Origin of the sequence: Pannus brasiliensis CCIBt3594 (assembly GCF_036688125.1) — a bacterium.
In the GTDB taxonomy this organism is placed as follows: domain Bacteria; phylum Cyanobacteriota; class Cyanobacteriia; order Cyanobacteriales; family Microcystaceae; genus Pannus; species Pannus brasiliensis.
Genome location: NZ_JBAFSM010000027.1, coordinates 20531 through 33097 on the forward strand (window position 1 = coordinate 20531; position 12567 = coordinate 33097).

The 12567-nt window shown below is 52.6% G+C and carries 8 protein-coding genes; 4 read left to right on the forward strand and 4 right to left on the reverse strand.

Features of this window, described 5'->3' with window-relative positions:
* Positions 1 to 85: 85 nt before the first annotated feature.
* Positions 86 to 1186, forward strand: coding sequence for a chorismate synthase (gene aroC / locus V0288_RS14490; RefSeq protein ID WP_332865832.1), 1101 nt, complete (start codon positions 86 to 88; stop codon positions 1184 to 1186).
* A gap of 184 nt (positions 1187 to 1370) precedes the next feature.
* Here the strand turns inward: aroC and V0288_RS14495 are convergent, their stop codons facing one another.
* The 4 genes from V0288_RS14495 to V0288_RS14510 all read right to left on the reverse strand — a co-directional run bounded on the left by V0288_RS14495 (position 1371) and on the right by V0288_RS14510 (position 6516).
* Positions 1371 to 2108 (reverse strand): hypothetical protein, encoded by a 738-nt coding sequence (locus tag V0288_RS14495; protein ID WP_332865833.1) that lies wholly within the window; start codon positions 2106 to 2108, stop codon positions 1371 to 1373.
* A 92-nt stretch (positions 2109 to 2200) separates the two neighbouring features.
* Positions 2201 to 3130, reverse strand: coding sequence for a hypothetical protein (locus tag V0288_RS14500; RefSeq protein ID WP_332865834.1), 930 nt, complete (start codon positions 3128 to 3130; stop codon positions 2201 to 2203).
* Between the two features lie 687 nt (positions 3131 to 3817).
* Complete coding sequence (locus V0288_RS14505; RefSeq protein WP_332865835.1) at positions 3818 to 5311, reverse strand: iron uptake porin; 1494 nt, start codon at positions 5309 to 5311, stop codon at positions 3818 to 3820.
* Between the two features lie 287 nt (positions 5312 to 5598).
* Entirely contained in the window at positions 5599 to 6516 is a 918-nt protein-coding gene (locus V0288_RS14510; protein ID WP_332865836.1) for a DUF4351 domain-containing protein, read from the reverse strand.
* A 440-nt stretch (positions 6517 to 6956) separates the two neighbouring features.
* Here V0288_RS14510 and gyrB point away from each other — a divergent pair, with 440 nt between their 5' ends.
* The 3 genes from gyrB to V0288_RS14525 all read left to right on the forward strand — a co-directional run bounded on the left by gyrB (position 6957) and on the right by V0288_RS14525 (position 12350).
* Entirely contained in the window at positions 6957 to 10184 is a 3228-nt protein-coding gene (gene gyrB, locus V0288_RS14515; protein ID WP_332865837.1) for a DNA topoisomerase (ATP-hydrolyzing) subunit B, read from the forward strand.
* A gap of 103 nt (positions 10185 to 10287) precedes the next feature.
* Positions 10288 to 11400 (forward strand): threonine synthase, encoded by a 1113-nt coding sequence (thrC, locus tag V0288_RS14520; protein WP_422661984.1) that lies wholly within the window; start codon positions 10288 to 10290, stop codon positions 11398 to 11400.
* 26 nt (positions 11401 to 11426) lie between these two features.
* Entirely contained in the window at positions 11427 to 12350 is a 924-nt protein-coding gene (locus tag V0288_RS14525) for an Rpn family recombination-promoting nuclease/putative transposase (protein WP_332865838.1), read from the forward strand.
* Positions 12351 to 12567 lie beyond the last annotated feature (217 nt).

Here is a 12567-nt window from a genome sequence, read left to right on the forward strand (position 1 = left end):
AATTATTATCTCCTGCCTCCTGCCTCCTGACTCCTGACTCCTGACTCCTGACTCCTGCCTCCTGACTCCTCTCTCAAGGTTTATTATGGGTAATTCATTCGGACGGTTATTTCGGATTTCCACTTTCGGCGAGTCCCACGGGGGTGGGGTGGGGGTAGTAGTCGATGGTTGTCCGCCGCGACTGGAAATCTCCGAGGAAGAGATTCAATTCGAGTTAGATCGTCGGAAACCGGGGCAGAGTCGGATCGTTACCCCGCGTCGGGAAGACGATATCTGCGAGATCGTTTCCGGGGTGTTCGAGGGGAAAACGCTGGGAACGCCGATCGCCATTCTCGTCCGCAATAAAGACGCTCGATCGCAAGATTATAGCGAGATGTCCGAGAAATTCCGCCCCTCCCACGCGGACGCGACTTATGAAGCGAAATACGGCATCCGCAACTGGAAAGGAGGGGGACGATCCTCGGCGCGAGAGACCATCGGACGGGTCGCGGCGGGAGCGATCGCCAAGAAAATCCTGAAATCCGTGGCGAATACGGAGATTATCGGCTACGTGAAGCGGATTAAAGACATCGAGGCCACGATCGATCCGGATACGGTGACATTAGACGAGGTGGAGAGTAATATCGTCCGTTGTCCCTCGGCCGCGGACGCGGAAAAGATGATCGAGTTGATCGATCGAATCCGTCGGGATAAAGACTCGATCGGTGGCGTGGTAGAATGTGTCGCGCGCAACGTGCCGAAGGGATTGGGGGAACCGGTTTTCGATAAATTAGAAGCGGAACTCGCCAAGGCGATGCTATCCCTACCCGCGAGTAAAGGCTTTGAAATCGGTTCCGGTTTCGCGGGGACGTTGTTAACGGGAAGCGAACACAACGACGAATACTATATCGACGAGAGCGGCGATATTCGCACCACCACCAATCGATCGGGCGGCATCCAGGGCGGCATCAGTAACGGCGAGAATATTATTATCCGCGTGGCCTTTAAACCGACCGCCACCATCGGCAAAGAACAGAAAACCGTCACCAAAACGGGAGAGGAAACCACCCTCGCGGCCAAGGGAAGACACGATCCCTGCGTTTTACCCCGCGCCGTCCCGATGGTCGAGGCGATGATGGCCCTCGTACTCTGCGATCATCTGCTACGCTATCAGGGTCAGTGTACCGTGAGCGATCGCTTTTTCTAGTTCGCGTCGCGAGAACCGACGGATTTCGGTGATTCCGTCGGTTACTGTTTTTTTTACGAGATCCTGACGGTTATCCCCTCGATCTCCTACGGGCAAGAGAGCGGGTTGAGCGTGGAGAGGGGCGATCGAGAAGATCCATCGATCGCCTCTTTATTCTTAGAGTGGCCTTCCCCGTCGCTCGTTCCTATTGCGGGAGGGCGCAGAGAAAGGTGATTTCGAGCCGTAGTTCCTCGCGTCGTTCCGAAACCGGCACGGCGGTCACCATCAGGGGCGCGGGGTAATCCTCTTGCGGCGGCGCGGTGTAGTAAACCGCTTTAAGAGCCTCGGGCGAGTCTGGCTCCATAGGGACGACGCTGAAAATGGGATCGTATTCCCAATAGTTCAAGCCCCAAGACACGCTTCCCAAACGGATAAATCTTGTCATATCGATAAGGCTAATACCACCGATACTTGGAATCGGGTCACTGACACCATCTGTAATTTCGAAATAGAACGCGTGGGTGTCGGCGTTACTGTCCCCTTCGTCCGTCACGATCGACAGGCCGACGCGTATTCGTTCCCCGATTCGGAGACCATCCGTCCGGTCGCTGTTACCGTGCCTAGTAATCACCCATTCCGTCGTTTCGTCCGGCTTGATAATCGGGTACACGCCCTCTCCCTTAAAAGCCTGTTGGGTAGAATGGATCACGAGCATGAAGGGCGTGAGGTTGCGGATCGCTAGGGTATATTTCACGTTGTTTTGTGCCGTTTTCGCCTTGATCCCCTTGATCAGAGAAGCCACGCCGCCGATCATCGAGATCCCGGCCTGCGCCGCGGCCAGAGCGAAGCGCGTTTCCGTATCCTCCGTCGCGTTTTTTTTCAGCCAGGCCTGTTTCGCGATATTCGCGGCACGACAAGCGTCCGCAAAACTATTAGTCACCATCGATAGTATGTCTCCTAAGTAAAAATGTTCGATCGTTTCGTTAACCATCGGGCGAGCCGGTCGCGGTTCGTGAACCGGCCCGATTCGGGTTATTAATAGCCATCCGGGTGCGGGGTGAACACGATTCTTAAGGAATTGTTGCCCGTTTGCCCGTACCACACGTTCGTGGAGAGCGCGGATACACCGAACGATGGCCAAAGGTTGTTAGCGCCCGTAAACTGATAGTAGTAGTTGGGTAGCACCGGCCACGGGGGATCTTGGCGAACATTGTTCCCGCTTTTGGCAGTCCGCTCGATGAGATTATTCCCGTTCTGATCGCGAATCGCGACAGTACGCAGGAAGTGCGAACAGGTTTCTTTAATGTCGTCGCCTCCGCCTTCGTGATACTGATATACGAGGAGATCGACCATAAGACAATTCGTGATAGCCGGGTTGAGCGAGGCCACCGCGAATCGAAACAGGGTATAGTGTCTTGTTTCGTCACTATCCTTATAAAATTTGCAGACGGTTTCGTCACCGGGCAAGAGTATCCCCGGAGATTGGCTGACCCTGCCCGGTTTGTTGGAATCGAACTTCGCGTTAATTAGCTGGGGGACGATGACAATTCTCGCGTCGTTCCTCATCGAGATCGAGGTCAAGATCCAAGATTCGTTCGGGGAAGCGCCCAATCCGAGCGCCCCTCCGGCCAAGCCCATCACATCGAAGGCGACACCCGCCCACTCGAACCCGCTCGATGTCGCCGATCGGGTTGCCGCGTTCGGATTCGCCTTGTGGTAGGCTCTGCCGATCGTTTTCGCGGCCTCCCGTCCGCTCATCAACACCAACGTGCCGATAGAACTACTGGCCGATGTCGCTCTTGTCGCTTCATCCTCGGATAACGACGGGTAAGCGGACGGATCGATCGGCGGCTCGGTAATTTCCGATGGATCGGGTTGCGTTTCGTAATCGGATATCATTTTTAGTAGACTCCTGGTTAGTGATTTCGGACGGGGGACGATCGCCCCCTGTCGCCTTGTAAACATCGGGTTTTCGGTTCGATTCTCCCCCGTCGCGGGCAAATGAATTCCCGAAAACACGACGACGTTTATGTTTAGGTAATCTACTGGAAAAATGTAAGAAATTTCTAAGAAAAATGGTTTATTTTGAAAATAAAACGAAAGCGAAAAAACGGAAGAATGTAAGAAACTTCTAAGAAAGCTGGTTTATTTTTAAAATAATACAAAAACCAATAAATAGATAAAAAATCAATAAAGTATCCCGATCAACGGCTAATCGAAGACCGGTAGAACCGCCCCTTAACCGAATTCCCGAAATAGTTTAATTTTGTTAATCTCGCGAGAGAAAAAGCTCTCTAGAAGGTAAGGGATGAAAGTGTGGGAGATCGATGTCAAACGCTCGACACAATTCGGATAGTGACATTTCCCCGTTTACCAAAATACTGAAATCCTTGGAATTCCGTAGGTGAGAGGCACTCTTCCATCCAAAACTCGCGAGGTATCAGACCACAATCCACTTACCCCCGCAAAACTTTACAGAGTTTCTAGTAACCTCCCTTTCACGCCCTTACACGGGGGGGCGGGAGGCTAGTCCCCCCGAAAAAGACTCGGATTTCCGCCCGAAAATCGTAAGCTTCTTAAGCTTATTAATCCCGAAACGTTTCTCTTGTAAAACTCCAATTTTTAAAATATTTTCGAGGCTCGAAAATGAAGTTAAAAACGGAAAGTAGTTCGCAAAACGCCTACCCAGATAGCGGGATTCGGGCTATAGTGATTCGGGTTGAAAATCGTGTAAACGCCAGGAGTTAAGAGAATATTGTTAGTAATGGGATAGGAATATTGCGCCTCGACGAGATAGGAAGTGTTCAAATCGCTCGTGAAACCCTCCACATTTCCGGCGCGCGGCAGTTGTCCCCCGGCGAGGGTAAAAATCGCCCCCTCTTTCCCGATATCGACAACGGATAAATTCGCCTGCCACGTCCAGAGTTCCGCGGACGAATCGATCCCTTTCGCGTCCGCCGTCCCGTAGCCAACCCAACCGCCGAGATTAAAGCGATCGCTCATTCGCCAGTATGCCTGTACGCCGATCGAGTCCCGAGTCGCCGCGGCCGTCCCTTGAAACGGATCGCGGGTGATGGGACTGCCGGTATTCCCGGAGATATTCACCGAACCCCGGCCGAAGTACGCGTGTAGGTAAGTAACCGCGAATTCTAGGGATTTCGTGGGTTTAAGGTTGAATTGTACGCCCGCACTGTAGTTTCCGTTAAATAGCCCGTTGCTAGGGGTGGGATTGCCCGCGCGATCGGCATCGGCGAGATAAAGAGCGGTCACATCCAGAGAGGGCAGGAAACTGTATTTCACCCCCACTCCCGCGCCTTCCGGGCCGCGATAAACGAGGGGATTCCGACGGTTGAACCGGGATAACGCCCCCGTCGCGCTACTTTCCAGCAGAGGATTGACGACAGAGAAAACATCGTCGAGATCGAGTCCTAGCGTCCCGATCCAGATCTGAGCCTTGTCGAAACGGGTGACATAATATAAGTCATCGAGAGCGATATTATTGTTGTCGTAGAGAGAACCGGCATCGAAAGACAGGCGCGCCATGTCGCTACCGGTCGCCCTGGCGAGATTAGGGACGGTACTAGCCTGTAAACGGATTCTGAGCCGATCCGTTCCCGTAAAACTGGTATTAAGGCTCAAACGAACCCGATCGCTAAAAGTGGTCTGATTTCCCACGGGTCGATCGAGTAGTGCCTCTTGTTCCGCGGGGGAAAGGTTGGGAAAATTAGAATCGACGGCCTGCCTGTCCGTCCACGCGTTACTAAGGGCGAAAATCACCTCTCCCTGTAGTTTCGTCGTCGTGGAGAATTGACGATCTTCCAGAAACGCGGTTCGGGTTTCTAAATTCTCGACTCTCGCGCCTAAAGCGGTTAATTCTGTTTGAAATTCCGTGGCGAGACGCTTTAATTTATCGAGATCCGCGCGAGTGACCGCGATTCCCTCTTGTAGTAATCGTTCGATCGAATTCAAACACGCGTTCACCCCGGCCGCGAATTCCCAACGGGTTAACGCTCGATCGCCTCGGAAGGTACGATCGGGATACCCCACCACGCAACCGTACCTTTCGACCAGGCCGCTTAACGCCTCGTAAGCCCAATCCGTCGGTGATACGTCCCGCAGTTGACTCACCGAGGGAATTTGTGACATCGGACGATTCTCGGAAGCGATCGAGACTTGGGCGAGACACAAGACCGAGAAAAAAGAGAAAAAAACGTTCAATCGTGGCATCATCTCCCCCACCCGGAGCGCGAAAACACGATCATTGTAATGGAAGAGCGAAAATATAGCGAAAATCCCCGACTGTAGGACAAAAATACTGGATGTCGTTCGATCGAACCGCCTCTCGAATACGGGAGCTAAAAACCCGAGGTTCACTTCGGGACTCATCAAAGCGTTCTCGGGGATAATTCTCGATTTTTAGTTCGCTTCGGAAATTAGCGATCGAGCCAACGGACTAAATCCGCTTCACTCTGGAAATCCAAAAGGGCTAATCCGAGCGCTTCTAAACGCTCCACGGGTAATTGACGGATTTTCCGACTCGAACTTTCGGAGATCGTCCCGAACCGGCGATCGAGAAGCCGTAGGACAAGATTTAACTCTCCCTGTCGGATACCCCGTTCGATACCCTGTTCGATACCCCGTTCGATACCTTCTTGAATGGCTCGTTGTCGATCCTCTTGATAGAGTGGGGCCAGTCTCATAATTAATTCCCGATCCTCCGCGACCGGTTCCGTCGCGACTTCTAAATTTTTCCGCAGGTTGTATAACAATTCTAGGGTAGCCGATCGGAAGGGGTGGGTCGGCGATAGATTTTCCACTTCATCGATCGCCTTTCTTTGGACTTTTCCCCGTCCTAGTAATCGTAACCATAAGGTATCGGGAGTCGCGGGCAAATGATGGATGACCACGATCGCCGTCCGGAAGAATCGAGGTAAAAAATACACTCCGGGTCCCCATTCCGCGTTATCGTGGCCGCCGAACCCCTCGATCGTCGCTATACTCGCCGTGGGCGTTAAAATCCACAGTCTCGGTCGATCGCTCTCCGCGAGTCGTTGTTTTTGGCGGTTCGCTTCTCTCTGCAAGTTTTCCCGCATTACCGAGAGTTTGGCGAGACAGTCCAAAATTTCCGATCGGGTCACCGGATCGCGGTAAGGTTCAAAGATCGAGGGAGTACGGGCGAATCGGCCGAGTAATCCGAGTTCTTCCGGCGATTCCGGGGAATTCGGAACAAACCAAACATCGATCTCCCGAATTTCTGAGGAGATGGTTTTAGAGGTTTCTACCAGTCCCCGCGGTCCGAGAAACCGATCGAGGTGATCCTTACTGAATTGGTCGTAAATAAAACGCGTCAAGGGTATCGATCGATTCTAGAGATCTCTTCTCTAGTTATAAAGGTTTACGATATCGATCGAAACGACCGAGAGAAAGCCAGCATCGAGGTCAACCGGATCGACGGATTCTTCCCCCGTCACGAGTGATGCGAAAAACACGAACGGGATAATCCCCGCGAAAAAAGAGTAAAAACGGGAAAACGGAAAGAAATATACTTCAATATCGGGCGAGATACCCCTCGATCTCCTTGAAGAGCGCGAATCTCTCCAGAATTCCCTCTATGAGAACAAAAGTACCGAATCGTTTACGGTCTCTCCGACTCTCGCCCTTCCTCGTATCCCTAAAAAATCTTCTTCTCCAAGGGCATTTCTGTCGTCTCTAACCCTCGTGTGTTAGAATTTTTAAGGATTTTGCTATTCGCTGGGTCGGATAGGATAGAAAGCCTTTTTCGAGGAAATTTATGACAACTAACTACGGCGCGGAGCAGATACAAGTTCTGGAAGGTCTGGAACCGGTGCGGAAACGGCCGGGGATGTATATCGGGACGACCGGGCCGCGGGGATTGCATCACTTAGTATACGAGGTCGTGGACAACTCGATCGACGAAGCGTTAGCGGGCTATTGCACCCATATCGAGGTCGATATCAACGCCGACGGTTCGGTAACGGTCACGGACGACGGGCGCGGCATTCCCACCGATGTCCACCCGACCACCGGAAAATCCGCCCTAGAAACGGTTCTCACCATCCTCCACGCGGGCGGTAAATTCGGCAGTGGCGGTTATAAAGTATCCGGCGGTCTCCACGGGGTCGGTATCTCCGTCGTTAACGCCCTCTCGGAATGGGTACAGGTAACGGTGTGGCGGAATCAAAAAATCCATACCCAACGCTACGAACGAGGTATCCCCGTCACCACCCTAGAAACTAACCCGAGTTCGGAAACGAAAACCGGAACCCGCGTTTCCTTCCTCCCCGACACGGAAATCTTCACCCAGGGAATCGAGTTCGATTACAGTACCCTCTCCGGACGCTTGCGGGAACTCGCGTACCTGAACGCGGGCGTGAAAATCACCTTCAGCGATAACCGTCCCGAGGAACCCCACGTCGAAACCTACTGTTACGAGGGGGGGATCAAGGAATACGTGGCCTATATGTGTCGGGAAAAGGAAACCCTACACAAAGACATTATCTATGTACAGGGCGAGAAAAACGGCATCACGATCGAGGTAGCCTTTCAGTGGAGTATCGATGCCTATAGCGATAATATCCTCGGTTTCGCCAACAATATTCGCACGATCGACGGCGGAACGCACCTAGAGGGCTTGAAAGCCGTTCTCACACGGACGCTGAATAATATCGCCCGCAAACGCAACAAAATTAAAGAAAACGAACCGAATCTCGCCGGGGAAAACGTCCGGGAAGGTTTAACCGCCGTCATTTCCGTCAAAGTTCCCGAACCCGAATTCGAGGGACAGACGAAAACGAAACTCGGTAACACCGAAGTCCGGGGGATTGTCGATTCCCTCGTCGGCGAAACCCTCAGCGACTACCTCGAACAGAATCCGCAGGTGGCCGACTCGATTATCGAGAAAGCGGTACAGGCTTTCAAGGCGGCCGAGGCGGCGCGCCGGGCGCGGGATCTCGTGCGACGCAAATCGGTGTTAGAATCCTCGCCCTTACCGGGGAAATTAGCCGATTGTAGCGAGAGAGACCCGGAAAGATCGGAAATTTACATCGTGGAAGGCGATAGCGCGGGCGGGTGTTTTCAGGGAGATACCGAAATCGCCCTCGCCGACGGTCGATCGATCAGCTTTAAACAGCTAGTCGCCGAACAAGCGGAAGGGAAAGAGCATTTCTGCTATACCATCCGTCACGACGGTACGATCGGCGTAGAACGGGTGATTAATGCCCGAATCACCAAAAAGAACGCCGAAGTCATTAAAGTCACCCTCGATAACGGCGAGACGATTATCTGTACCCCCGATCATCGGTTCATGTTACGGGACGGGAGTTATAAACCCGCAACGTCGTTAACCCCCGATGATTCTCTGATGCCCCTGTATCGAAAATTATCGGACACGGGAGAACCGGGGAGCACGATCGAGGGTTACGAGATGGTTTGGAATCCCGCGTCGGATTCTTGGCTATTCACCCATCTCGTCGCGGATTGGTATAACCGTTGGCGGGGAGTCTATAGCGTAGAAGAAGGGGAACACTGTCATCATATCGATTTCAACAAGCTCAATAACAATCCCACCAATCTTCAACGGCTATCCTCTGCCGATTATCTCGCCTTGCATCGCCATCACATCGAGAAAACGTTACATCGTCCCGACGTGATCGAGAAATGTCGCCAACTCCGTCAGACCGAGGAATTTCGATCGATGATGAGTCAGCGAATGCTAGACCCCGAAACCCGACAGATTCTCTCGGAACAAGCGAAAGCGCAATGGGAGGTAGAGGAATATAAAGCCTACATGACCGAGAAATGGCGCGCCTTCTACGAAAGCAATGAAGACTATCGCCAACAAAACACCGAACAACTCTATCGAGCGCAACAGCGATACTGGCGTGACGGGGAAAATCGTCAGGTACAAGCCGAACGCGTCCGTCAACATTTTATCGAACATCCCGAACGACGCGAGGAATATTCACTCGCCTCGAAACAGCAATGGCAGGATCGGGAATTGTTAGAATGGCGGCGGGAAAAAACCAAGGAACAATGGACGGAGGAATTTCGATCGAAACGACGCGCGGCGTTAGAGAAAACCTACTATCAAAAAACGCTGGCGACCTTGAAACAGATCGAGATCGATCGGGGTTTCGTGGATTTAGAAGCCTATCAAAATTATCGACTGCAAACGAAAGACAAATCGGTTCTACGATTCGATTCTTTCTGTAGTCGGTACTTCGATGGGAATGAAATTCAAGCGCTCGAAGCCGTGGCGAACTATAACCATCGAGTCGTTTCGATCGAGCGAATCGAAGAAAAATTCGATGTCTACGATATCGAGGTTCCCCATACCCATAACTTCGCCCTATCTTCCGGTGTTTTCGTCCACAATAGCGCGAAACAGGGGCGAGATCGTCGTTTTCAAGCGATTCTACCCCTACGGGGAAAAATCCTCAACATCGAGAAAACCGACGACGCGAAGATCTATAAAAATAACGAGATTCAATCGTTAATTACCGCCCTCGGATTAGGCATTAAAGGCGAAGATTTCGATGCCTCGCAATTGCGCTATCATCGCATCGTTTTGATGACTGACGCTGACGTAGATGGCGCGCACATCCGGACTCTTTTGTTAACCTTTTTCTATCGCTATCAAAAGAGTTTAATCGAGCAGGGATACGTGTACATCGCCTGTCCTCCCCTCTATAAATTGGAACGCGGGAAAAACCATTCCTACTGTTATAGCGATCGAGAACTCCAGCAGAGAATCGCCGAGTTTCCCGCCAACGCGAACTACACGATCCAGCGTTTTAAAGGGTTAGGGGAAATGATGCCCGCGCAACTCTGGGATACCACCATGAACCCGGAAACCCGCACCTTAAAACAAGTGGAAATCGAGGACGCGGCCAAGGCCGAGGAACTGTTTACCATTCTAATGGGCGATCGGGTCGCGCCCCGTCGCGAGTTCATCGAAACCTACGGAACCCGATTGAATCTCGCCGATCTCGATATTTAATGCCGTTTCGGGGGATCGATCGATCCCCCCCTCCGATAAAATAGAAATTCGGGCTTTTATCTACAAACCCACCCGCAAGACCGTCCCCCTGTCAATTACTTTTATGAACCTCTTCCCTCGATCGACCGCCCCCTCCCCCGTCTCCACCCCCACGAATACCGGCGGATGGCGCGGACTGATCGAGCAATACCGTTCCTTCCTACCGGTGAGCGAGAAAACGCCGGTAATCACGCTGTTAGAGGGCAATACTCCCCTCATCCCCGCGCCCTATCTCTCAGCACAAATCGGGCGTGATGTCAAGGTTTTCGTGAAATACGACGGATTGAACCCGACGGGAAGTTTTAAAGATCGCGGGATGACGATGGCGATTTCCAAAGCCAAGGAAGAGGGCGCGAAGGCGGTAATCTGCGCGAGTACCGGCAATACCTCGGCGGCGGCGGCGGCCTACGCTAGACGGGCCGGAATGCGCGCTTTCGTGATTATTCCCGATGGTTACGTCGCATTAGGGAAACTCGCGCAGGCTTTACTTTACGGCGCGGAAGTGATCGCCATTAACGGCAATTTCGACGACGCGTTAACCATCGTCCGACGGTTATCGGAAAATTACCCCGTCACGCTGGTGAATTCGGTCAATCCCTACCGTTTAGAGGGACAGAAAACCGCCGCGTTCGAGATCGTGGACGTGTTGGGCAACGCTCCCGACTGGTTGTGTATTCCGGTGGGCAACGCGGGCAATATTAGCGCGTATTGGATGGGATTCTGTCAGTATCACCAGATCGGCAAATGCGATCGACTGCCGAAAATGATGGGTTTCCAGGCCGCCGGCGCCGCGCCCTTTATCTCCGGGCAACCGGTGGGACACCCGGAAACGATCGCTACCGCCATCCGCATCGGCAACCCCGCCAACTGGGAAAAAGCCTGGGCCGCCAGCCACGCCAGTCAGGGACAGTTTAACGCCGTCACCGACGAGGAAATTCTGGAGGCCTATCGAATTTTAGGCAGTCAAGAGGGGGTATTCTGCGAACCCGCCAGCGCCGCATCCGTCGCGGGGTTATTAAAAGTACGCGAACAGGTTCCCGACGGCGCGACGGTGGTATGCGTCCTCACCGGTAACGGCTTGAAAGATCCCGATTCCGCGGTGAAACATAGCAATAATCAACTGAAAGCCGGTATCGTGCCCGATTTACAGACGGTAGCCGGGGTGATGGGATTTTAGTTCGCCCCGCGATCCTCTCGACCATCATGACGAAAAAAGCCGATATCGGTAGTAAACGTCTCATCGGACTCGACCCCGATAGCTGGGTACGATGGGTGACGGGAATCGCGGGAATCACCGCGACGGAGATTATCGACTCCGATTTTCAGTGGTTGAGTCGGGAAAGTGATGTTCTCGTGCGGGTGTATTCTCCCGCCACGGAGCGCGAATTTCTCGTTCTCAACGAATTACAATTGCGTTACAACGATCGAATGCCGCGACGGATACGAGCTTACGCCGCGCTCGCCGAGGAAAAGTACGAACTTCCCACCTATCCCGTTCTAGTGAATATTCTGCCACCGAGTGGCGATACGGTAATAGTCGATCGATACGAATCCTCCTGTGAGGGGTTAATCGCGCGGCAGGATTATCGGGTGATCAATCTCTGGGAGGTGGACGCGATGGAAGTATTCGATCGACCGCTCCCGTCCTTACTGCCCTTCGTACCGATTTTACAGGGAGGGGGCGAGGAAACGAGAGTTCGGGAAGCGTTACGACGGTTGAGACAGGATGAACGACTCGATGAATTAGAGCCGTTACTAGCGTTTTTTGCTACGTTTGTATTAGAAAGCCGGATAGTACAGCAGATCATGAGGTGGGATATGGCCGTATTACTAGAATCGCCGTGGTATAACGAGATCTTGAAAGAAGGCGAGAAAAGAGGTCGCCAGGAAGGTCTTCAAGAAGGTCGTCAGGAAGGTCTTCAAGAAGGTCGTCAGGAAGGTCTTCAAGAAGGTCGCCAGGAAGGATTATTATCGGGCATCGCGACAGTTTTAGAGATTAAATTCGGGGCGGAGGGATTGGAGTTATTGCCCGAAATCGAGGGGATCGAGAGCGTGGAAACTCTAGAAGCGATTCTCTCGGCACTGAAAACGGCGAATTCGATCGAACAAATCCGCGATATCTATTGATCGTGAGGTGGGATATGGCCGTATTACTAGAATCGCCGTGGTATTAACGAGATCCGAGTGGAAGGAACGGATTGAGAAATGCGGCGAGAAATCTTCAACAGTATCGAACCGGGACTAGAGTTAAAATTCGACGCGGGAGGACTGGAGTTACCGCCGGAATCCCGCGGATTTCCGGATCTAGATACGATTCAGTCCATTCGATCGAACCTCCGAACCG